This is a genomic window from Bradyrhizobium sp. MOS002, from assembly GCF_003020115.1.
In the GTDB taxonomy this organism is placed as follows: domain Bacteria; phylum Pseudomonadota; class Alphaproteobacteria; order Rhizobiales; family Xanthobacteraceae; genus Bradyrhizobium.
The window spans coordinates 635,514-656,557 of record NZ_PYFX01000004.1 but is presented as its reverse complement, the minus strand read 5'-3'; the positions used below and the strand labels follow the sequence as shown (position 1 = coordinate 656,557).

The window sequence follows — 21,044 nt, the reverse complement described above, 5'->3', positions numbered from 1 at the left end:
GTGCGGCGTAAAATCGCCGGGATTGCCTCCCAACCCCACCGCCCGGTCCGCCCTGCGATAACCTTTCCAGGTCAGAAGTGGCATAGTCGGCGCAACCGATTCGCCGCTCATGCGGCCCTCAAAACGCATAAAGATATATGTCCAAGCAGTTGAAGCCCAAAGCAAAAGACGATTTTTTCGGCGGCGATGAGCCCAAGCCCCGCGCCGCCAAGGTGACCCCGCGCGCGGGCGGTGCCGAGGCCGACTACACCGCCGCCGACATCGAGGTCCTCGAAGGTCTGGAACCGGTGCGCCGCCGGCCCGGAATGTATATCGGCGGCACCGACGAGAAGGCGCTCCATCACCTCTTCGCCGAAGTCATCGACAACTCGATGGACGAGGCGCTCGCGGGGCATGCGACTTTCATCGGAGTCGAGTTGAGCGCGGACGGCTTTTTGACCGTCACGGACAACGGCCGCGGCATCCCGATTGATCCGCATCCGAAATTCCCGAAGAAGTCGGCGCTCGAAGTCATCATGTGCACGCTGCACTCGGGCGGCAAGTTCGACTCCAAGGTCTACGAGACCTCGGGCGGCCTGCACGGCGTCGGCATCTCCGTGGTGAACGCCCTCTCCTCGCTGCTCGAGGTCGAGGTCGCGCGCAGCCAGAAACTCTATCGCATGACGTTCGAGCGCGGGCACCCGAAGGGCAAGCTCGAGGATCTCGGCAAGATCAACAACCGCCGCGGAACCCGCGTGCGCTTCAAGCCGGACACCGATATCTTCGGTGCAAAAGCAGCGTTCAAGCCGCAGCGCCTGTTCAAGATGACGCGTTCGAAGGCGTATCTGTTCGGCGGTGTCGAGATCCGCTGGAATTGCGCGCCCGAGCTGCTCAAGGGCGTCGACGACGTACCGGCGGAAGCGACGTTCCACTTTCCTGGTGGCCTCAAGGATTATCTGGCGGCCGCGATCCATGCCGACACGCTGGTGCATCCCGACATCTTCTCCGGCAAGTCGGGCCGCAACGGCGCGCATGGCGCCTGCGAATGGGCCGTCGCCTGGACTGCGGATGCCGACGGCTTCCTGTCTTCCTACACCAACACCGTGCCGACGCCCGACGGCGGCACGCACGAAGCCGGCCTGCGCAGCGCGCTGCTGCGCGGCCTCAAGGACCACGCCGAACGCGTCGGCCAGGGCAAGCGCGCGTCGTCCATTACGTCTGAAGACGTGATGGTGGGTGCAGCCGTGATGCTCTCGGTGTTCGTGCGCGAACCTGAATTCCAGGGCCAGACCAAGGACCGTCTCGCCACCGCCGAAGCGCAGCGCATCGTCGAACAGGCGATGAAGGATCCGTTCGACCATTGGCTGTCGGGCAATCCGAACCAGGCCAACAGGCTGCTCGACTTCGTGGTCGACCGCGCCGAGGAGCGGCTACGCCGCCGGCAAGAGAAGGAGACCGCGCGCAAGACCGCCGGCAAGAAGCTGCGCCTGCCGGGGAAGCTCGCCGATTGCAGCGATGCCGGTCTGGACGGCTCGGAACTCTTCATCGTCGAAGGAGACTCGGCCGGCGGCAGCGCCAAGCAGGCGCGCGACCGCAAGACCCAGGCCGTTCTGCCGCTGCGCGGCAAGATCCTCAACGTCGCGTCCGCGGGCAAGGACAAGCTGACCGCGAACACGCAGCTCGCCGACCTCGTGCAGGCGATCGGCTGCGGGATGCTCGCGCAGTATCGCGAAGAGGATCTGCGCTATCAGCGCATCATCATCATGACCGACGCCGATGTCGACGGTGCCCACATCGCTTCGCTGCTGATCACCTTCTTCTACCGGCAGATGCCGCGGCTGATCGACGAAGGTCATCTCTTCCTCGCCGTGCCGCCGCTCTACAAGCTGACCAACGGCACGAAGTCGGTCTACGCCCGCGATGACGCGCACAAGGCAGCGCTGATCAAGAGCGAGTTCAATGCCAACGCCAAGGTCGAGGTCAATCGCTTCAAAGGCCTCGGCGAGATGATGCCAGCGCAGCTCAAGGAAACCACCATGGATCCGGCCAAGCGGACCATGCTGAAAGTGGTTCTGCTCGCCGACGACCGCGACACCACGGCGGATTCGGTGGAGCGCCTGATGGGCACCAAGGCCGAAGCGCGCTTCGCGTTCATCTCGGACAAGGCCGAATTCGCCAATGACGATTTGCTGGACGTCTGATCCGCAGGCGCTGCCGGTCGTATCCCATCCAGAGCCCCGGCATGAAGCCCGGGGCTCTTTTGTTTTTGGGGACGACAACCGCCCTTTCCTGGCGATCCCTGCCCAACGATCTCTGCCCGACCATCCCGCCAACGGTCCACCTCGACTCGCTGATTCCCGGCCTCGTCGCATCGCGACTCGGCCAGCGACTCACCGAGCCGGGCTGATGCAGGATTGCCTCCGTTTCGGACAAAGCCGGATCCACTAACGAGAAGTTACCGAAATACAAATCGCAAAATTCGAAGCAATACGTTGATAATACTGGATTATCTTACATTTCGACAGCGACCCTCAAAATCCCTGCCGTGCTGCGTTTCCCGGCGACTGTGCCTGCCCTGCAACAGCATTTCGGAGAGAAGCAGGTATAGTCCGGGACATCAGATCACACGGACTTCAGTGCGCTCGCGCCTGCCGGACAGACCAAAGCTTGGGGATTTTAAGATGAAGAAGATTTTGCTCGCACTGACCGCGGTTGCCGCGATGACCGGTTCGGCCTCGGCCGCTGACCTTGGCGCCCGCCCCTACGTGAAGGCCCCGATGGCGGCTCCCGTCGCCAACTGGACCGGCTTCTACATCTTCGGCGGTGGCGGTGGCGGCCTCTCGAACTCTGACCAGAGCGTCCAGACCACGGTCGGCGCACTTCCGCTCACCATCGCCCAGCGTCAGGGTGGTTCGGGCTGGTTCGGCACCGTCGGTCTCGGCTACGACTGGCAGTTCAGCGGCACCTGGGTCGCCGGCGTGTTCGCCGACGGTCAGTTCGGCAGCATCCGCGCGACGGTGCAAGATCCGATCAATGGCTGGACCGGCAGCCAGAAGCTCGAAGACTCCTGGGCCGCTGGTGTTCGTCTCGGCTGGCTGGTCGCGCCGAACGTCCTCTCCTACGTCAACGGCGGTTATTCCGGCGCTCACTTCGGCCAGACCAACTTCACCACGCTGGGTGGTGTTCCCACCGGCACCCATCTCGGCAGCTACAACCGTAACGGCTGGTTCATCGGTGGCGGCGTCGAGAACAACCTGAACATGTTCGGCATCCAGTCGCCCGGCTGGTTCATGAAGACCGAGTATCGTTCGGCCTTCTACGGCGCCAAGACCCAGACCGAGCTGTCGGATGTCGGCAACCTTCCGCTCGCCAACAGCATCCGCGCCAACAGCTGGAACCAGACGATTTCGACCTCGCTGGTCTACCGCTTCAACTGGACCGGTCCGGTCGTCGCGAAGTACTGATCTGATCTGACCTAATCTTCAGACGTCAAAGCCCCGGCATCGCCGGGGCTTTTTCGTTGTACGGTGCTGCAGCGGATCTTGCGTATGGACATGCTTCTGTCCTGCGGCCTGCATCAGCAGCCATTGTATCCCAACCACGGCTACGGCTAGTCTCCCGCCAAGTTTTCGGGCCGCGGCAATCGTCAAGCCGCGTCACGACAGAAGCGGACCAATGGGGAGGAATGCATGCGCAGATTTCTGCTTGTAGCAGGCCTGTTTGCCCTTGCCGTCGGGCTGCTCTGGATCGGACAGGGCACGGGCACCGTCGCGTGGCCGCGATCGAGCTTCATGGTCAACCAGTTGCAATGGGCCGGCTATGGCGCAGCCATGGCCGGCTTCGGGCTGGTGCTGATCTGGCAGAGCAACCAATAGAAGAAACCAGGGAATAGCAGCATGACATCCAGTCGGTTCGATCTCCGCGGCAAGGTCGCGATCGTCACGGGCGGCAACGGCGGCATCGGGCTCGGCATGGCCCGTGGCCTCGCCGATGCCGGCGCCAACATCGCCGTGGTCGGACGCAACGAATCCAAATCCGCCGCCGCCGTCGCCGATCTCAGCCAGCGCGGCGTGAAGGCGATCAGTGTTCCTACCGACGTCACCGACAAGGCGGCCATCGCCGCGATGATCGATCGCGTCGTCGGGGATCTCGGCCGCATCGACATCCTCATCAACAATGCCGGCATGAGCATCCGCAAGCCGCCGCACGAGCTCGAGCTCGACGAGTGGAATACGGTGATCAACACCAATCTCACCAGCGCCTTCCTGTGCTCGAAGCTGGCCTATCCGGCGCTGAAGGCGTCCGGCAACGGCAAGGTGATCAACATCGGCTCGATGATGTCGATCTTCGGGGCGAGCTTCGCAACGGCCTATGCGGCGAGCAAGGGCGGCATCGTTCAGTACACGCGCGCCTGCGCCAATGCATGGGCGCCCGACAACATCCAGGTCAATGCCATCCTGCCGGGCTGGATCGACACTGACCTGACCCGCGGTGCGCGGCAGCAGGTATCGGGATTGCACGAGCGGGTGCTGGCACGCACGCCTGCGGCCCGTTGGGGCGACATCGACGACTTCGCCGGCATCACGGTGTTCCTTGCCTCGTCCGCCTCCAACTTCGTCACCGGCACCGCGATCCCCGTCGATGGCGGGTTCTCGGTAATGGCGTAGGCCGTCCGCGATAAACCTGCACAAAAAAAGAAGCCCCGGACAATGCCGGGGCTTTTGAATTTGGGCAGTGATCGTCTTTTATGGCTGCTTGGTCGTCCGTTGACCCACTTAGTAGCGGGCGATGACCGGCGCGTCGAACTTGTAGCTGGCGCGCACGACGGCCCACTGGAGGTCGCGCGGCTTGGCATCGAAGCTGTAATTGCCCGAGGTGCCGCCAAGTTGATAGGTCTGGCTGGCGAAGGCTGCGTAGTTATACTCGAGGCCGACGATCCAGTTGCGGGTGATGCCGTATTCCCAGCCGGCGCCGACGGTCCAGCCGTTGGCCCAATGGGTCTGACCGCCAGAGCCGGTGGCCGGGCCGACCGTGTCGGTGACCGACAGACGGTTGTTCACGCCGGCATAGCCGCCCTTGATGTAGAACAGGTTGTTCTGCACGGCGAAGCCCGCGCGACCGACGATGGTGGCAAGCACATTGGCGCGCCAGGAGAACACGTCGTCACCCGCGCCGAACGCGGTGTTCAGGAACGAGCCCTTGTTGTCGAGGCCCGAGATCGTGCCTTCCATGCCGAACACGTAGTTGTTGGCCTGCCAATTGTAGCCGATCTGGGCGCCGCCCAAGATGCCGGAGTTGCGCTGACGGTAGCCCTGCCCCGGGGTCAGATCGCCGAACGGTGCGCCGGTCCCGTTGTTGATGAACCGCTCGTTGGTCCATGCGCCGCCGATGTGGCCGCCGACATAGAAGCCGGTCCAGTTGAACATCGACTCCATATAGGCCGGCGCCTTTGTGTAGGGCCGTGCACCGAGATCGGCGGCGGAAGCGGCGCCGATCGAAACCAGAGCGGTCGTGCAGGCGAAGGCGGCAATCAACTTGTTACGCATGGTACACCCCGTGTCCTTTGATGGGTGCACGCTCACACGCAGGTCTTACTCAAATTTGAATCAACACAGTTAAGACGTCGGATTGGCAAGCAGCGCGCCTTCAATCCGTTTGCGATGTTGCACGCAGGCAACGCTCCGAGCGCGATTTAACGCCGCGTTATCCCTACCGGGTCCCTGTGCTAGCTTGCCGGCGCCGCCTTCGACTGCACGTGCTCGGGCCGGACGCCAAGCGCGATCAGGCGCGCCGGAATGCCCTGGAGCCACGGCAGCGCGGTGATGAGGCGCACGATCAGCGGCACTTTCAGCGGCCGGTCGCCACCCTGCAAGGCGCCGCTGATGATGTTGTTCTGCACGACCATCTGCATTCGTTGCGTCATCTTGACCGGGAATTCGCGGCGACGGCGCACGGCATCGAGTTCGTCCTCCGACGGGCAGCCGCGTTGCAGCCTGTCCGCCAGCAGGTTTGCGGTCGCGACCGCATCCTGCACGGCGAGATTGACGCCGACGCCGCCCACCGGCGACATCGCATGGGCGGCGTCGCCGATGAGAAGCAGGCCCGGCCGCGTCCAGCGCGACAGGCGGTTTATCGCGACGGTGAGCAGCTTGAAATCGTCGAAGCTCTTCACATCGCCAATGCCGCTCTTCAGGATCGGCGCCATGCGTACGACGTCATCGAGCAGCGCCTGCAATCCCCCTCGCCTTCACCGCGTCGTATTGTCCCTTGGCGATGACATAGGCGCACTGCCAATAGTCGCCGCGATCGAAGGTGATCATCATCTTGCCGGGCTCGACGCGCGCGAACACGTTCTCGGTCTCGTTCGCCTTGCGGCCGACGCGGAACCATAGGACGTCCATTGGCGCGCCGATCTCCTCGACCTCGAGGCCGGAACGCAGCCGCACGGTCGAATGCCGGCCGTCACAGGCGATGGTGAGATCGGCTTCGATGTCCACGATGCCGTCCGGCGTATTCGCCCGCACGCCGGCGATGGTCTCGCCGCGGCGGATCAGATCGACGGCCTCCGTGTTCATCATCACCTTCAGCGAGGCGAAACGCTGGCCGGCCTCGCGCAGGAAATTCAGGAAATCCCATTGCGGCATGAAGGCGATGAAGGGGTACTTGGTGCGGAGGCGGCTGAGATCGGCGATGCGAACGGGGGTACCGCCGAACAGGCCGTCCATCTTCTCCAAGCGCTGATGCGGCAGCTTCAGGAATCCGTCGATCAGCCCGAGCTCGTCCATCACCTCGAGCGTCGAGGGATGCACGGTGTCGCCGCGGAAGTCGCGGAAGAAATCCGCATGTTTCTCCAGCACCACGACATCGATGCCGGCGCGCCCGAGGAGATAGCCGAGCATCATGCCCGCCGGTCCGCCGCCGACGATACAACACCGCACTTTCACCGAGGAGCCCTGGGGAAGCTGCGACGTATCGGATTTCACGGCCGGGTCCTCATTTATGAGCCAAGCTTTCTGTGCAGTGCAGCAAGCAAGATTCATTTGCCGCAGTTGTGAATGGCCGTTAGCCTTGCCGTCAATTCCGACTGATTCAGGAAATTGCGATGCAGACAATCCTCATACTGCTCGGCGTTTGGATCCTGATCAACGTGCTTTTCGTCGTGATCATGATCTCGCCGCGCAGGCCGGGGCTGGCGCGGCTGCGCATCGAACAGAACGGCTATCCGTACGAGGAGTAGACAAGCTCCTGCTGCGCCACGTCATCGTCTCGATCGGCATCGATCGGCGCGTTCGTCCCGCTGCCTCTGCCCTTGATCGAGGCCGTCAAGCGCTTCATCAGGATGCGCCGCGAAGAGCTCCGGCGGACGCGGCCGGCTCCACACCTCAGTTGTTGCTGCGGTTCGCGCTGCGGAAGCTCTTGATCTCCGACACGCTGCCGTCGCGATAGGTCAGCTCCACCGAAATGAACTGCGTTGACGGCGCGAGCTTCATGTAGAGCGGCATGCCGGCGCTGATCGCGCTGGGGTCGCGCATGTCGCAGCCCGGCATCTTCAACACCTGGTTCGGAACGGCGGTGTCGATGCCGATGCGCACCTCGCGGATGGCGCAGCGGTAGGAGACGAGGTGCGTGTAGTAGACCAGCAGCCCGTTGAACTCGCGGAATGACAGCCAGCTCGTCGCGGTCATGTCGAGGATCTTGCGCTGGTCGCGGATCAGCGCGGCTTCGGGATCGAACCTGATCGGGAACGGCCCCTGCATGTCACCGGACTGGTCGACATAGCGGACCTCGATGATCCCGGCCTGCGCGTCCGGCGGCAATTCGATCGACGGGTTCGGCATTCTCTTGCGCGTACGCGGGTCGAGCGTATCGATGAAGCCGGTTTCGCGGAAGTCGCCATTGCCGGCCATGCGCCAGGAAACGCCGAGGGTCGGATCGGCAAAGGAGAACACCACGCTCCAGCCGCCATTGTGGCGCGAGAAGCTCGCGATCGGCGCGTTGGTGGTCTCCTCCTTCGGCACGCGCGGCACCGAGACCGGTGGCAGCGCCGCGAGCTTCTGCGCCGGTGGATCGGCCGGGCGCGCGGCGGCATCCTTGGCGATGCCGCTGAGGAAGACGTCGTCCACCATCTGATCGAAATAGACCGGCACCTGCCTGTGCTTGACGGTGTCGGCCATCTCGCTGACGAGACGGCGCGTACGCTGCGCCACCTGCACCAGATTCTCGCCGGGCTGGAGCAGCTCCTTGGCGAAGGTGCGCGTGAACACCGAATTGGGATTGGCGTCGTCGTTGGAGAGGCGGTCGAGCGCGGTCTGGCGCGGTCCCGCCGAGAATACCGAGAACACGCCTTCGGGCAGCTGCACCATCGGGGCAAGCCCGCCACCACCGGAGACGGCCCGGGTGCCCTTGCGCTCGAACGGGTTGTTGCGACAGGCGTCGAACACCAGGATCGAGGTTCGCGCCTTCTTGTTCTGGAGCCGCTCGACGATGCGATCGGCCAGGATAGAGGCGTCACGCACCAGCTCTTCCTGCCCTTCCGTCGCCGCCGGCACGTCCGTCGGCAGCAGATAGTTCTGGCCTGCGATTTCGAAGCCGTGGCCGGCATAGAAGAAGAACGCGGTGTCGCCGGGCTCGATCGTCCGATCGAACGCGAGCAGCGTCTCCGAAAATTGCTGCCGGCTCTGGTTTTCGGCGACCATCACCGAAAATCCGAGCTGCTTCAGCGTATCGCCCATGGTGCGGGCGTCGTTGACCGCCTTGAGCAGCTTCGGAACGTTCCTGTAGTCGTTGTTGCCGACGACGAGCGCAACGCGCTTTTCGGCACAGGCAGGAAGCGCGAAACCGCTGAGCTCCGCCGCGAGGCCAAGCGCTGCCAGTACTCTGAAAAGCCGACGCGTCATCGAAAATCCCTCAAGAACGGCCCACGCCGGCTCTCTCGAACAGCGGTTCATGGGAACCGCGTCGCTGATGTGATAGTCGGCCCAGACATAGCGCTGGTTCAACAGCCTGAGGACTCAGGTTCTGTCGTCCAGCCTATGGTAGTAGATGCCACCGGAATTTGCTTTTTCTCGGTCAATTCTTGTGGGCAATTCCGCTGGAAGTGGGGGCCGCCGTGTATCGCTGGTGCACTGATGAGGTCGAGCCGCACGATCGCTTCGACTTTTGGCGCGAGGTGCGCACCAAGGGCCTGTTCGGCGTCACCGCCGAACTCGAGCGCGAACGCCGCGCGGACTTCTTCGGCGAATTCTCGCTACGCCAGCTTGGCGGAGCCGGCCTCGTCGAGCTGAAGGCCTCGCATTACACGGTCGAGCGCAGCATGACCGACATCGCCGACGCGCCGGGCGACAGCATCTGCGTCTATCAGCAGCTCGGCAGCGGCGGCTGGTTCGGCGGCATGCGCGGCAGCGACTTCACGATTGCCAATGGCGGCTTCGCCACCAGCCATACCGACCAGCCCTATCGCACCGCGCCACTGGGCGCAGGAGGCTTCCACCTGCGGATCCTGAAGATTCCAGTGATCGGCCTCTCCACGCAGGACAAGCGCATGCGCGAACTGGCGCCCCGGACGTTCGACGATCCCAGCCTGGCGCCCCTGCTGGGCGCCTGCTTTGCCGATCTCGGTGAGGTCGCCGCGGGTGATGACGGCGCCGCCGATGCCGCTTCCCTCGTCCAGGCTTTAGCCCATCTGGCGCTGATCGAGCGCGGCATCCTGCGGCCCGGCAGCCGCCTCGGGCAGGCTGCGCTGCGGACCGCGCGACTCTCGCAGGCGCGGCGCCTGATCGCGCGTCACCTGCAAGATCCAAATCTGGCGCCGACCATGGTGGCCGACCTGCTCGGTGTCTCCGTGCGTCACCTGCATATGCTGTTCGAAAGCGCGGCGAGGAGTTTCTCTCAAACCGTGACTGACGAACGCCTGAACCAGAGCCGCCGCCTGATGCGCGAAGCCCCCGACCGGCTGGTCGCCGACATCGCGACCGCCTGCGGCTTCGATAGCCTCGCGACCTATTACCGTGTCTTCAACGCCGCCTATGGGATGCCCCCCGGCGGCTTCCGGGCCCAAGGTCCGGAAGGGCGTTAGCCGACGTTTGGAGAGCACCGGCCGACCGCTGGATTGGGCGGAAAACCGCAGCCTCGCCCGCTATTTGGGCGAAAACCTCAGGTTTTTTAGGGCCTTCCCGCGGCTGCTCCATTGACTTTGGCCGATTCCCGCCTATGTTCCGTGGCGACGCGGCTCGGTATCGAAGAGCGATTCCTGAGCTTGGCGCTTTGTTCGCGTGAGTCAGCACCCCCAGCTTCTTTGAGAGCGCGCCGTTTTGGGGTGGAACGCGACAGCCTTATTACCCTCGATTCCGAACGGCGGTTTCGACCAGAGGCTCAATGTCTTTTACCCATCTCGGACTATCCGAAAAAGTCCTCGCCGCAGTGGCGGCTACCGGTTACACCACCCCCACCCCCATTCAGGAACAGGCGATCCCTCACGTCCTCGCTCGCAAGGACGTGCTCGGCATCGCCCAGACCGGCACCGGCAAGACCGCGGCCTTCGTGCTGCCGATGCTCACCATTCTCGAAAAGGGCCGCGCCCGGGCGCGCATGCCGCGCACGCTCATCCTTGAGCCGACCCGCGAACTCGCGGCGCAGGTGAAGGAAAACTTCGACCGCTACGGCGCGGGCCAGAAACTCAACGTCGCCCTCCTGATCGGCGGCGTTTCCTTCGGCGACCAGGATGCCAAGCTAACGCGCGGTGTCGACGTGCTGATCGCCACGCCCGGCCGCCTGCTCGACCACACGGAGCGCGGCGGCCTGCTGCTCACCGGCGTCGAGCTGCTCGTCATCGACGAAGCCGACCGCATGCTGGACATGGGCTTCATTCCCGACATCGAGCGCGTCTGCAAGCTCGTCCCGTTCACGCGGCAGACCCTGTTCTTCACCGCGACCATGCCGCCGGAGATCCGGCGCATCACCGAAACCTTCCTGCACAATCCGCAGAAGATCGAGGTATCGAAGCCCGCCACCACCGCTGTCACCGTTACGCAGTGTCAGGTCCCGGCCGGGCGCGAGGCGCACGAGAAGCGCGAGCTGCTTCGCCGACTGCTGCGCGAGGCCAAGGATCTCCAGAACGCGATCATCTTCTGCAATCGCAAGCGCGAGGTCGCCGTCGTTCACAAATCGCTGCAAAAGCACGGCTTCAGCGTCGGCGCGCTGCACGGCGACATGGACCAGTCGGCCCGCACCGCGGCACTCGAACAGTTCCGCAAGGGCGAGCTGCCCCTGCTGGTCGCATCCGACGTCGCCGCCCGCGGCCTCGACATCCCCGAGGTCAGCCACGTCTTCAATTTCGACGTCCCCCACCATCCCGACGACTATGTCCACCGCGTCGGCCGCACCGGTCGCGCAGGCAGGTCCGGCATGGCGATCTCGCTCGTCACGCCGCTCGACCAGAAGTCGATGGTCGCGATCGAGAAGCTGATCGGCCAGAGCATTCCGCGCGCCGAAGGCGATTTCGAAGTCCGCACCGATGCTTCCGATACGAGCGAGCGTCCGCGCGAGCAGCGCGGCCGTGAACGTTCACGCGGCGGACGCGGCAAGCCCCAGCGCGGTCGCGATCGTGAGCGCAGCCAGGAGCCGCGCGAAGCGCGTGGCGAGGCACAGCCTTCACCCGAAGCACGGTCCGCTCCCGAGGCAAGACCCGCGTCCGAAGCAAGGCCCGCGCGCGAGGCCAGGCCTTCGCGTGAAGCAAGGCCCCCGCGTGAAGCCAGGCCTTCTCGTGAAGCCAAGCCATCATCCGAGCCGCGTGACGGTGCGCGCCAGCAGGCCAATCCGTCGCATGTGCCGTCGATCGGCCGTCCCGAGCCGCGCCGCCAACGCGAGGCCGACAGCGAGCCGGGCGACCACTCGCATCTGCCGGCCTTTCTGCTGCGGCCGGTTCGCTCCCCCGCCGGCGCCTGACGCCCGATGCGCGCCCGGCTTTGGTTGAGATAAGCTGGCGCGCACTTTTTCGGACGCATTCGTGGACGTATATTTACGGGGCGTTCACGATCGTCCGTTAGCCTACGAACATAATTTAAGTATTGCTGCGGTCGACGGCGCGCCGATCGCTGTGAGGTATGTTCCGTGGTCAAGGTGCTCGACGAACACGAACGCACGATGGCGTTCGCCGAGGTAGCGCTCGGTCAGATCCGATCGCTGCGGCAGACGGCAATTCCCCGCAATTACGAGATCTGGTACGTCTACGCCACCGGCTACAACGCCCCGCTCAACAAGATCATCAACGAGACACTGGCGCGGAGCGGCAAGCTGACCGAAGCCGATCTCGATCAGATCTACGAGACCTACCTCTCCCACATCAAAACCACTGACCGCATCGACAAGGTCGGCGCGCGCGTCATCGGCGAGATCGACGACGTCATGAAGGTACTCGGCGACGCGCTTGGGATGACCGGCTCCTACGATGCCAGCCTGTCGGGCGCGACCGAAAAGCTGTCATCGGCCAAGAGCCGCGAGCAGGTCAAGTCGATCGTCGAGACGCTGCTGCATTCGACCAGCGAGATGCGCGAGACCAACAAGGCGCTGGAAGACCGGTTGACGCTCTCGAAGAGCGAGATCAGCAACCTCCAGCAGAGCCTGGAGGCGATCCGCGCCGAGAGCCTGACCGATCCGCTGACGGGGCTCGGCAACCGCAAATATTTCGATCGCATGATCGACATGGCCGTGCAAGGCGCGCTCGCCTCGGGCGAGCCGCTGTCGCTGCTGCTGGTCGACATCGATCATTTCAAGTCGTTCAACGATTCCTACGGGCATCTCACCGGCGATCAGGTGCTGCGGCTGGTCGGCCTGTCGCTGAAGCAGACCATCAAGGGCCAGGACATCACCGCGCGCTACGGCGGCGAGGAATTCGTGGTCGTGCTGCCCAACACAGCGCTGCGCCAGGCCCTCACGGTGGCCGATCACATTCGCCGCGCGGTGATGGCCAAGGAATTGAAAAAGAAGTCCACCGGCGAAATCCTCGGCCGCGTCACCATCTCCGTCGGCGTCTCCATGCTCAAGCAGGGCGACGACACCGATGCGCTGATCGAACGGGCGGATGCCTGCCTCTACGCCGCCAAACGCAACGGCCGCAACCGCGTGATCTGCGAGGCCGATCCGGAATTCGCGGTCGAGACGCACAACCGGGTGGCGTGACGACGAAGACGCGCGCCGCAGCGTGCTGGCTGATGTCTGCGTTTACATCGCCAAAGACATGAGGGTTGGCCTGACAAAGGCCGTTGACTGAGCTTACCCCAGTCACTTGGCGCGCTTCCGAACCGGGCTCTTCTTGCCGACTTTCTTCGCCGCTTTCGCAGGCTTGGCGACCTTGTTCGCTGGCTTCTTGACCGCCTTCTTCGGCGTCTCCTTGACCTTGGGCCGCTTCTTCGCCTTGGCGCGCTGGGCGGCGGCGAGAGCCGCCCTCGCCCATTGCGCAAGCTCCGCGGAATCGTCGAACAGGCGGGCCGGCAGCTCCCAGTAGGAGTTCACCAGCACCGTCTTGGCGCGGGTCGCGTATTGGAACGGCTTTGAGCCTTCCGCTTCAAAGTCCGGGATCGTCATCTCGTCGGCGCGGAAAAACAGGCCGGCACGCAGAGACAGCGCGAAATTGATGCCGTCGGCAGAGATGCCGTAGCCGGAAAACATCTTTCGGATGGCGACGGGGCCGAAATCAGCGAACAGGTCGATCAGGAATTCGCGGTCCATGGCCGAACTGTTTCCCTATCGTCGTCCTGGCGAAAGCCAGGACCCATTACCACAGGAAGGAGTTTAGCGAAGACTGCCGGTCGTGCCAGCGTCGGTATTCGCACCGACGATCACCGCGAGATCACGCGGTATGGGTCCTGGCTTTCGCCAGGACGACGGCGGAGTGAGACGATAGAGCCGGCCTACCCGTCGATCTGCGCCGGGCGCAGCTCGACCGACTCGCCGCAGCCGCAGGCGGAGATCTGGTTGGGGTTGTTGAAGACAAACTGGGCCTGCATCTTGTCGGCCTTGTAGTCCATCTCGGTTCCGAGCAGGAACAGCACGGCCTTCGGATCGACCAGGATCTTGACACCCTTGTCCTCAACGACCTCGTCGGTCGGGCGGACATCATGGGCATATTCGACAGTGTAGGACTGTCCGGCACAGCCGCCGTTCTTGACGCCGACGCGCAGGCCCACGATCTCGGAATCGGCCCGCTGGGTCAGCTCGCTGATGCGCTGGGCAGCAGCGTCCGTCAGCCGCATCACCTGCGGGCGGGGCCGCCGCGGCTTCGGAGTGGATGCTGGTGTCGAGCCCGACGATATCTGTGTCATGTCAATGATGTGGTCCGTTGCCGAGCGAATTCAATGCCAAGGATCGAAAGCAGGTATCGAAAGCAGGTTACGCGTCACCACATGTTGAGCACGAGGCGGGCCTCGTCGCTCATGCGCTCGGGCGTCCAGGCCGGCTCCCAGATCACCTTGACGTCGACCACGCCGACGCCGGGAACGCTGGCGACCGCGTTCTCGACCATGGTCGGCAGCTCGCCGGCGGCCGGACAGTTCGGCGTCGTCAGCGTCATTTGCACGTCGACCGAGCGATCGTCCTTGATCTCGACCTTGTAGATCAGGCCGAGCTCGTAGATGTCAGCCGGGATTTCCGGATCGAACACGGTCTTGAGCCCGGCGATGATCTCGGTGGTCAAGCGCTCGGTCTCCTCAGGCGGCAGCGCCGACTGGGTTTCCATCGGATTGGCTTTGATTTCGGCCGTGTCACTCATGCGAACAAATCCCGCGCCTTCAACAGCGCCTGTGCCAGATGATCGACTTCTTCCCGCGTATTATACATGCCGAAAGACGCCCGGCATGTGGCTGTGACGTTGAACCGCTCTAAAAGCGGCATCACGCAATGGGTGCCGGCGCGCACCGCGATGCCCTGGCGGTCGATCACGGTGGCGACGTCATGGGCGTGTGCGCCCTTGAGCTCGAACGAGATCACCGGGCCCTTGCCCCGCGCGGTGCCGATCAGCCGCAGCGAGTTGATCTCGCGCAGCTTGTCCTGGGCGTAGGTGACGAGATCGTGCTCGTGCGCGGCGATCCGCTCCTTGCCGATCGAATTGACGTAGTCGATGGCGGCGCCAAGGCCGACGGCCTCGACGATCGCCGGCGTGCCGGCCTCGAATTTGTGCGGCGGATCGCCGTAGGTGACGACGTCACGCGAGACCTCGCGGATCATCTCGCCGCCGCCGTTGAACGGGCGCATCGCGACGAGGTGGTCGTACTTGGCCCAGAGCACGCCGATGCCGGTCGGACCGTAGACCTTGTGGCCGGTGAAAACGTAGAAGTCGCAGCCGAGGTCCTGGACGTCGACAGGCAGATGCACCGCGCCCTGGCTGCCGTCGACCAGGACGGGAATGCCGCGGGCGTGGGCGATCTTCACGACGTCCTTGATCGGCACGATGGTGCCGAGCGCGTTCGACATCTGCGTGATCGCGACCAGCTTGGTCTTCGACGTCAGCAGCTTCTCGAATTCGTCGATGAGGAAATTGCCCTCGTCGTCGACCGGCGTCCATTTGATCACGGCACCACGGCGTTCCCTGAGGAAATGCCAGGGCACGATGTTGGAGTGGTGCTCCATGATCGAAATGACGATCTCGTCGCCTTCTTTGATGTTCGGCTCGCCCCAGGACGAGGCGACGAGATTGATCGCCTCGGTCGCGTTGCGGGTGAAGATCACTTCCTCGGTCCGCGGCGCATTGATGAACTGCGCCACCTTGGTGCGGCCGCCCTCATAGGCTTCGGTGGCGGCGTTGGCGAGGTAATGCAGGCCGCGATGCACGTTGGCGTATTCGGAGGTGTAGGCCTGCGTCATGCGATCGAGCACGGCGCTCGGCTTCTGTGCCGAGGCGGCGTTATCGAGATAGACCAGCGGCTTGCCGTAGATCTGCATGGCCAGCGCCGGAAAATCCTGGCGCACGCGCGCGACGTCGTAGGCGCCGTTCTTGACTGCCGGATGCGTGCTCATTGGCGCCGCTCCAGCCAGCGCTCGGCAATGCCGATCACGTGTTCGCGCAGATCGTCGTCGGCGATCTGCTCGATCGCCTCGCCCACGAAAGCCTGGATCAGCAGCGCCTGGGCCTGCTTCTCCGGCAGGCCGCGCGCCTTCAGATAGAACAGCAGGCTGTCGTCGAGCGCGCCGGCGGTGGCGCCGTGACCGCAGGAGACGTCGTCAGCGAAGATCTCGAGCTCTGGCTTGTTGTCGGCTTCCGCCTCGTCCGAGAGCAGCAGCGCGCGGATCATCATCTTGCCGTCGGTCTTCTGTGCGTCGGGACGAACGATGATGCGGCCTTGGAACACCGAATGGGCGCGATCGTCGATCACGGCGCGGAAGACCTCGCGGCTCACGCAATTCGGCACGGCGTGGTCGACCACCAGCGTGGTGTCGCCATGCTCGGTCTTCTGCAACAGGTTCACGCCGTTGACGGAGAGCTCACTGCCCTCGCCTGCCAGCGTGATGAAGCCCTGCATGCGGCTGACCGCAGCACCGGTGGTCATGTTGAAGAAATTGAGCTTCGTGTTCGCGCCAATCGTGACGAATTGCGAGGTGATGTTCACCGCGTCAGGCGAATCGTCCATCAGGCGGATATGCGCGACGTCGGCGTTGTCGCCGACCTTTACGAGCACTGCATCGTTGACTTGGTAGGCCTTGGCGCCGGCCGCGACAAAGCTCTCGATGATCGTGGCACGAGCGCCCTTCCCGACCGCGATCTGCGAGCGGGTGAACGTCGAGGCCGAAGCAGCGATCGCGACGTGGATGATCTGGATCGGCGCGGACAGCTGCGCGCCGTCGGCGATATCAAGCACAACGCCGTCGGTCGCCATCGCCGCGTTCAGCGCGATCACAGCATCGATGGCCGCGGTCTTCAACAGACCGGAATCCTTCTCCAGCGTCTCCCGCAATGTCTTAAAGCCCGCCTCGGAGGCCAGCGCCTTGACGTCGGAAAGATCGGCCACGAACACGCCATCGACCAGCACCAGCTTGCGGGCACCGGCGATCGCATGCGCCTTCACCGCATCCGCGGCGCGCTTCAACGCAGCCGCATCAGGCGCAGCCGCGAGCGGCAACACCTCACCGACCAGCGCGCGTAGATCGGTGTATTTCCATTCCTCGATCCGGCGGTGCGGCAGGCCGAGACGCTCATAGGTCTCGAACGCCTCGCGGCGCACCGCGATCACGGCCGGCGAACCCGGCAGGCGGCCTTCGGCGCTGGCGAAGAGATCGCTCACCGCGCGGCCGTTTCCGGTCTTTGCCACAGCAACGTTCATCGCAAAATTCCTTACGCGTCCTCGTACTGGGCGTAGCCGGACGACTCCAGCTCCAGCGCCAGGTCCTTAGCACCGCTCTTCACGACACGGCCCTTCGACATCACATGCACGACGTCAGGCACGATGTAGTTCAGCAGTCGCTGATAGTGGGTGATGACGACCATCGCGCGCTTGGGCGAATGCAGCGCGTTGACGCCGTCGGCCGCAATCCGCAGCGCGTCGATGTCGAGGCCGGAATCCATCTCGTCGAGGATGCACAGGCTCGGCTCGAACAGCGCCATCTGCAGCACCTCGTTGCGCTTCTTCTCGCCGCCGGAAAAGCCGACATTGACGCCGCGCTTGAGCATGTCCTGGGGGATGTTCAGCGATTTCGAGACTTCGCGGACCTTCTTCAGGAAGTCGGGCGTCGAATATTCGCTGTCGCCGCGCGCCTTGCGCTGCGCGTTCAGCGCGGTGCGCAGGAAATTCATGGTGGAGACGCCGGGAATCTCGACCGGATACTGGAACGCCAGGAACACGCCCTTGGCGGCGCGTTCGTTGGGCGCCATCGCGAGCAGGTCTTCGCCCTTGAACAGGATCTCGCCGTCGGTCACCTCATAGCCCGGCTTGCCGGCGATGACGTGGGACAGGGTCGACTTGCCGGAGCCGTTCGGCCCCATGATCGCGTGGATCTCGCCCTCGTTCACGGTCAGCGTCAGCCCGTGGAGGATCTCACGCTCCTCGACACGAACCTTGAGGTCTTTCACTTCAAGCAAAGCCATTATCTTGTTTCCATCTATCTCCTCATCCTGAGGAGCGCCGCAGGCGCGTCTCGAAGGATTGAGGCCAACAATCTTTCCATATCCATCCTTCGCGACGGCCGCTTACGCGGCCTCCTCAGGATGAGGCCGGCGCTAGCCGACCGATCCTTCCAGCGAGATCGAGATCAGCTTCTGTGCTTCCACCGCGAATTCCATCGGCAGTTGCTGCAGCACGTCCTTGACGAAGCCGTTGACGACGAGGCCGACAGCTTCTTCCTGGGTGAGGCCGCGCTGGATGCAATAGAACAGCACGTCCTCGGAGATCTTCGACGTGGTGGCCTCGTGCTCGAATGTCGCCGACGAGTTCTTCGCTTCGATGTAGGGCACGGTGTGCGCGCCGCATTTGTCGCCGATCAACAGCGAATCGCAGGCGGTGAAGTTGCGGGCGCCGGTCGCCTTGCGATGCGCCGTGACGAGGCCGCGATAGGTGTTCTGCGACCTGCCGGCGGCGATGCCCTTGGAGATGATGCGGCTCGACGTGTTCTTGCCGAGATGGATCATCTTGGTGCCCGAGTCGACCTGCTGATAGCCGTTCGAGATCGCGATCGAATAGAACTCACCACGCGAATTGTCGCCGCGCAGGATGCAGCTCGGGTACTTCCAGGTGATCGCCGAACCGGTCTCGACCTGGGTCCAGGAGATCTTGGAATTGTTGCCGCGGCAATCGCCACGCTTGGTGACGAAATTGTAGATGCCGCCCTTGCCTTCCGAATTGCCGGGATACCAGTTCTGCACCGTCGAATATTTGATCTCGGCGTCGTCGTGGGTGACGAGCTCGACCACGGCCGCGTGCAGCTGGTTCTCGTCGCGCTGCGGCGCGGTGCAACCCTCGAGATAGGAGACGTAGGAGCCCTTGTCCGCGATGATCAGCGTACGCTCGAACTGGCCGGTGTTGCGCTCGTTGATGCGGAAGTACGTCGACAGCTCCATCGGGCAGCGCACGCCCGGCGGCACGTAGACGAACGAGCCGTCGGAGAACACCGCCGAGTTCAGCGTCGCATAGAAATTGTCCGAGGTCGGCACCACGGAGCCGAGATACTTCTGCACCAGCTCGGGATGCTCGCGGATCGCCTCCGAGATCGGCATGAAGATCACGCCGGCCTTCTTCAGCTCCGCCTTGAAGGTGGTCGCAACCGAGACCGAATCGAAGACGGCGTCGACCGCGATCTTGCGCCGGTTAGGATCCTCCTCGCCGGGCTTGGGCTCGACGCCTTCGAGCATGGCGACTTCCCGCAAGGGAATGCCGAGCTTCTCGTAGGTCTTGAGGATCTCCGGATCGATCTCGTCGAGCGAGGTGATCGTCTTCTTCGGCTTCGGCGCCGAATAGTAATAGAGGTCCTGGAAGTCGATCTTGGGATAGTCGACGCGCGCCCAGGTCGGCTCTGTCATGGTCAGCCAGCGCCGATAGGCCTCGAGCCGCCACTGGAGCATCCAGGCGGGTTCGTTCTTCTTCTCGGAGATGAACTTGACGGTCTCTTCCGACAGCCCCTTGGGGGCCTTGTCGGACTCGATCAGGGTCTCAAACCCATAACGATACTGATCGACGTCGATGCGCTTCACGCGCTCGACCGTCTCTTGCACGGCTGGCATTCTATCCTCCGCTCGCGGTTTCAAGGACCGCGGTGGATCATCAAACTCGGACGACTATTACGATGTTTCTTGGCGGGACGCACGTGCTTAGAACCGTTCAAGCCGTGTTTCATCGCTTATCCCTTAAGTAGGGTATTACCGAGCTTTCGCCAAGCCTCTAACGCCCTGTTGATGTCACCCGGCTCCGTGGACCAGCCCAGACTGAGACGCACCGCTCCCTGGGCGACGGTTGGATCATACCCCATTGCCGCCAATACGTGGGACGGCTGCACCTTGCCTGAGGAACAGGCAGAGCCCGAGGACACCGCGACACCTTCGAGGTCAAACCCGATCACCGCAGTCTCGGCTTTCAAACCGGGAGCCGTGAAGAGAACGGTATTGGGCAACCGCTTGACATCATCTGAGAAGACCCTGGCGCCGGCTATGGAGCGAATACCATTTTCCAAATGATCCCTTAGGGTTGCCGTCCGCTCCGCATCCTCCGGCAAAGCCTGAAGGGCAACCCGCACCGCTGCCCCGAAGCCGGCAATGCCGGCGACATTCTCGGTTCCCGCGCGCCGGTTCAGCTCCTGCCCGCCGCCCCGCAGCACCGGCTCAAGTCCGGCCACGCCCTCGGCCACGACCAGCGCGCCGACCCCCTTGGGGCCGCCGATCTTGTGCGCAGAAAGGGTCGCAAGGTCCGCGCCCATAGTCTTGATATCGAAAGGGATTTTTCCAAGCGCCTGGATTGCATCGACGTGCAGGAGGCCGCCGGCCTCGTGAACGATTCCCGCGACGTCGGTGACCGGCTGCAGCGCGCCCGTCTCGTTATTTGCGGCCATGACGGAGACCAGCGCCGGCGGGCCGTCGCTGAGCAGCGCCTTCAAATGATCGAGGTCCATTACGCCGGAGCGCGTAACCCGGATCTGACCGATCTTATCCGCCGGGAACCGGCCGCCCGCCAGCACCGACGCATGCTCGACGGCCGAGACCAGGAGCCGCTCGACAGGCCCGCCAGACGGCCCCCGAAGGCCCGGTGACAGCGCCAGCGCGTTGGCTTCGGTTCCCGTGGACGTGAAGACGACGTTCCGCGGCAGCGCTCCCACGGCCATCGCTAGCGTTGTCCGTGCCTCCTCGACAAGCCGACGCGCCTCGCGTCCCTCAGCATGAACCGAGGACGGATTGCCGACCAGCTCGTAGGCGGCAAGCATTGCGCTTCGCGCCTCGGGGCGAAGCGGCGTGGTCGCATTCCAGTCGAGATAGACGCGGGTCGGCATAGAGTATTATATTACCTACTGATGTGGTTGTTGCGCCATCGCTGGTACCGGACATGGGCGCCCATGGAGCACTTGGCAATCTCGATTCCGAATCCCGATCGCGCGACGAG

Annotated in this window: 18 protein-coding genes and 1 pseudogene; 8 read left to right on the top strand and 11 right to left on the bottom strand. The window is 63.7% G+C overall.

Annotation, left to right across the window (positions count from 1 at the left end; translation table 11 throughout):
- Positions 1-137 precede the first annotated feature (137 nt).
- The 4 genes from parE (at position 138) to C7G41_RS16065 (ending at position 4,646) form a co-directional block, all read left to right on the top strand.
- Positions 138-2,180 (top strand): DNA topoisomerase IV subunit B, encoded by a 2,043-nt coding sequence (gene parE, locus C7G41_RS16080; RefSeq protein ID WP_106943464.1) that lies wholly within the window; start codon positions 138-140, stop codon positions 2,178-2,180.
- 480 nt (positions 2,181-2,660) lie between these two features.
- The gene (locus C7G41_RS16075; protein ID WP_199198399.1) at positions 2,661-3,443 is read left to right on the top strand and encodes an outer membrane protein; all 783 of its coding nucleotides are present in this window, start codon (positions 2,661-2,663) and stop codon (positions 3,441-3,443) included.
- Between the two features lie 225 nt (positions 3,444-3,668).
- Complete coding sequence (locus C7G41_RS16070; RefSeq protein WP_007591540.1) at positions 3,669-3,854, top strand: hypothetical protein; 186 nt, start codon at positions 3,669-3,671, stop codon at positions 3,852-3,854.
- Positions 3,855-3,875: 21 nt separating this feature from the next.
- Positions 3,876-4,646 carry an SDR family NAD(P)-dependent oxidoreductase gene (locus C7G41_RS16065; RefSeq protein ID WP_106943463.1) on the top strand — a complete coding sequence of 257 codons (771 nt, stop codon included), beginning with the start codon at positions 3,876-3,878 and terminating at the stop codon, positions 4,644-4,646.
- Between the two features lie 108 nt (positions 4,647-4,754).
- Here C7G41_RS16065 and C7G41_RS16060 read toward each other — a convergent pair whose 3' ends face one another.
- The gene (locus C7G41_RS16060; RefSeq protein ID WP_106943462.1) at positions 4,755-5,525 is read right to left on the bottom strand and encodes an outer membrane protein; all 771 of its coding nucleotides are present in this window, start codon (positions 5,523-5,525) and stop codon (positions 4,755-4,757) included.
- A gap of 179 nt (positions 5,526-5,704) precedes the next feature.
- A pseudogene (locus C7G41_RS16055) lies at positions 5,705-6,962 on the bottom strand (FAD-dependent oxidoreductase).
- A 119-nt stretch (positions 6,963-7,081) separates the two neighbouring features.
- Between C7G41_RS16055 and C7G41_RS38770 the strand changes: the two are divergent.
- The gene (locus tag C7G41_RS38770) at positions 7,082-7,216 is read left to right on the top strand and encodes a hypothetical protein (protein WP_306768039.1); all 135 of its coding nucleotides are present in this window, start codon (positions 7,082-7,084) and stop codon (positions 7,214-7,216) included.
- Between the two features lie 145 nt (positions 7,217-7,361).
- Here C7G41_RS38770 and C7G41_RS16050 read toward each other — a convergent pair whose 3' ends face one another.
- Complete coding sequence (locus tag C7G41_RS16050) at positions 7,362-8,876, bottom strand: caspase family protein (RefSeq protein WP_106943681.1); 1,515 nt, start codon at positions 8,874-8,876, stop codon at positions 7,362-7,364.
- A 212-nt stretch (positions 8,877-9,088) separates the two neighbouring features.
- Here C7G41_RS16050 and C7G41_RS16045 point away from each other — a divergent pair, with 212 nt between their 5' ends.
- The 3 genes from C7G41_RS16045 (at position 9,089) to C7G41_RS16035 (ending at position 13,155) form a co-directional block, all read left to right on the top strand.
- Entirely contained in the window at positions 9,089-10,054 is a 966-nt protein-coding gene (locus C7G41_RS16045; RefSeq protein WP_106943461.1) for a helix-turn-helix transcriptional regulator, read from the top strand.
- Between the two features lie 299 nt (positions 10,055-10,353).
- Positions 10,354-11,922, top strand: coding sequence for a DEAD/DEAH box helicase (locus C7G41_RS16040; RefSeq protein ID WP_106943460.1), 1,569 nt, complete (start codon positions 10,354-10,356; stop codon positions 11,920-11,922).
- Between the two features lie 165 nt (positions 11,923-12,087).
- Positions 12,088-13,155: a GGDEF domain-containing protein gene (locus C7G41_RS16035; RefSeq protein ID WP_106943459.1), complete on the top strand. Its 1,068-nt coding sequence runs from the start codon at positions 12,088-12,090 to the stop codon at positions 13,153-13,155.
- Between the two features lie 102 nt (positions 13,156-13,257).
- Here C7G41_RS16035 and C7G41_RS16030 read toward each other — a convergent pair whose 3' ends face one another.
- The 8 genes from C7G41_RS16030 to C7G41_RS15995 all read right to left on the bottom strand — a co-directional run bounded on the left by C7G41_RS16030 (position 13,258) and on the right by C7G41_RS15995 (position 20,934).
- Positions 13,258-13,704, bottom strand: coding sequence for a TfoX/Sxy family protein (locus tag C7G41_RS16030; RefSeq protein WP_106943458.1), 447 nt, complete (start codon positions 13,702-13,704; stop codon positions 13,258-13,260).
- A 182-nt stretch (positions 13,705-13,886) separates the two neighbouring features.
- Positions 13,887-14,297, bottom strand: coding sequence for an iron-sulfur cluster assembly accessory protein (locus tag C7G41_RS16025; RefSeq protein WP_007609828.1), 411 nt, complete (start codon positions 14,295-14,297; stop codon positions 13,887-13,889).
- A 74-nt stretch (positions 14,298-14,371) separates the two neighbouring features.
- The gene (locus tag C7G41_RS16020) at positions 14,372-14,743 is read right to left on the bottom strand and encodes an SUF system Fe-S cluster assembly protein (RefSeq protein ID WP_045000007.1); all 372 of its coding nucleotides are present in this window, start codon (positions 14,741-14,743) and stop codon (positions 14,372-14,374) included.
- A complete protein-coding gene (locus tag C7G41_RS16015; protein WP_106943457.1) occupies positions 14,740-15,987 on the bottom strand; it encodes a cysteine desulfurase in 1,248 nt (415 codons plus the stop codon). The genes C7G41_RS16020 and C7G41_RS16015 overlap by 4 nt, the downstream gene beginning before the upstream one ends.
- The gene (gene sufD, locus C7G41_RS16010) at positions 15,984-17,288 is read right to left on the bottom strand and encodes a Fe-S cluster assembly protein SufD (RefSeq protein WP_106943456.1); all 1,305 of its coding nucleotides are present in this window, start codon (positions 17,286-17,288) and stop codon (positions 15,984-15,986) included. Before sufD ends, C7G41_RS16015 begins: the two co-directional genes overlap by 4 nt.
- Positions 17,289-17,299: 11 nt before the next feature.
- Positions 17,300-18,049: a Fe-S cluster assembly ATPase SufC gene (gene sufC, locus C7G41_RS16005; RefSeq protein WP_106943455.1), complete on the bottom strand. Its 750-nt coding sequence runs from the start codon at positions 18,047-18,049 to the stop codon at positions 17,300-17,302.
- 132 nt (positions 18,050-18,181) lie between these two features.
- Positions 18,182-19,678 carry a Fe-S cluster assembly protein SufB gene (gene sufB, locus C7G41_RS16000; RefSeq protein WP_007609805.1) on the bottom strand — a complete coding sequence of 499 codons (1,497 nt, stop codon included), beginning with the start codon at positions 19,676-19,678 and terminating at the stop codon, positions 18,182-18,184.
- Positions 19,679-19,794: 116 nt separating this feature from the next.
- Complete coding sequence (locus C7G41_RS15995; RefSeq protein WP_106943454.1) at positions 19,795-20,934, bottom strand: cysteine desulfurase family protein; 1,140 nt, start codon at positions 20,932-20,934, stop codon at positions 19,795-19,797.
- Positions 20,935-21,044 lie beyond the last annotated feature (110 nt).

Excerpts from the sequence above, each read along its gene's own strand:
- C7G41_RS16025 (WP_007609828.1), bottom strand. The coding sequence starts at position 14,297 with ATGACACAGATATCGTCGGGCTCGACACCAGCATCCACTCCGAAGCCG.
- C7G41_RS16015 (WP_106943457.1), bottom strand. The coding sequence starts at position 15,987 with ATGAGCACGCATCCGGCAGTCAAGAACGGCGCCTACGACGTCGCGCGC.
- C7G41_RS16065 (WP_106943463.1), top strand. The coding sequence starts at position 3,876 with ATGACATCCAGTCGGTTCGATCTCCGCGGCAAGGTCGCGATCGTCACG.
- sufB (WP_007609805.1), bottom strand. The coding sequence starts at position 19,678 with ATGCCAGCCGTGCAAGAGACGGTCGAGCGCGTGAAGCGCATCGACGTC.
- C7G41_RS16060 (WP_106943462.1), bottom strand. The coding sequence starts at position 5,525 with ATGCGTAACAAGTTGATTGCCGCCTTCGCCTGCACGACCGCTCTGGTT.
- sufC (WP_106943455.1), bottom strand. The coding sequence starts at position 18,049 with ATGGCTTTGCTTGAAGTGAAAGACCTCAAGGTTCGTGTCGAGGAGCGT.
- C7G41_RS16020 (WP_045000007.1), bottom strand. The coding sequence starts at position 14,743 with ATGAGTGACACGGCCGAAATCAAAGCCAATCCGATGGAAACCCAGTCG.
- C7G41_RS16050 (WP_106943681.1), bottom strand. The coding sequence starts at position 8,876 with ATGACGCGTCGGCTTTTCAGAGTACTGGCAGCGCTTGGCCTCGCGGCG.
- C7G41_RS15995 (WP_106943454.1), bottom strand. The coding sequence starts at position 20,934 with ATGCCGACCCGCGTCTATCTCGACTGGAATGCGACCACGCCGCTTCGC.
- sufD (WP_106943456.1), bottom strand. The coding sequence starts at position 17,288 with ATGAACGTTGCTGTGGCAAAGACCGGAAACGGCCGCGCGGTGAGCGAT.
- C7G41_RS16070 (WP_007591540.1), top strand. The coding sequence starts at position 3,669 with ATGCGCAGATTTCTGCTTGTAGCAGGCCTGTTTGCCCTTGCCGTCGGG.
- C7G41_RS16075 (WP_199198399.1), top strand. The coding sequence starts at position 2,661 with ATGAAGAAGATTTTGCTCGCACTGACCGCGGTTGCCGCGATGACCGGT.
- C7G41_RS38770 (WP_306768039.1), top strand. The coding sequence starts at position 7,082 with ATGCAGACAATCCTCATACTGCTCGGCGTTTGGATCCTGATCAACGTG.
- C7G41_RS16040 (WP_106943460.1), top strand. The coding sequence starts at position 10,354 with ATGTCTTTTACCCATCTCGGACTATCCGAAAAAGTCCTCGCCGCAGTG.
- C7G41_RS16030 (WP_106943458.1), bottom strand. The coding sequence starts at position 13,704 with ATGGACCGCGAATTCCTGATCGACCTGTTCGCTGATTTCGGCCCCGTC.
- parE (WP_106943464.1), top strand. The coding sequence starts at position 138 with ATGTCCAAGCAGTTGAAGCCCAAAGCAAAAGACGATTTTTTCGGCGGC.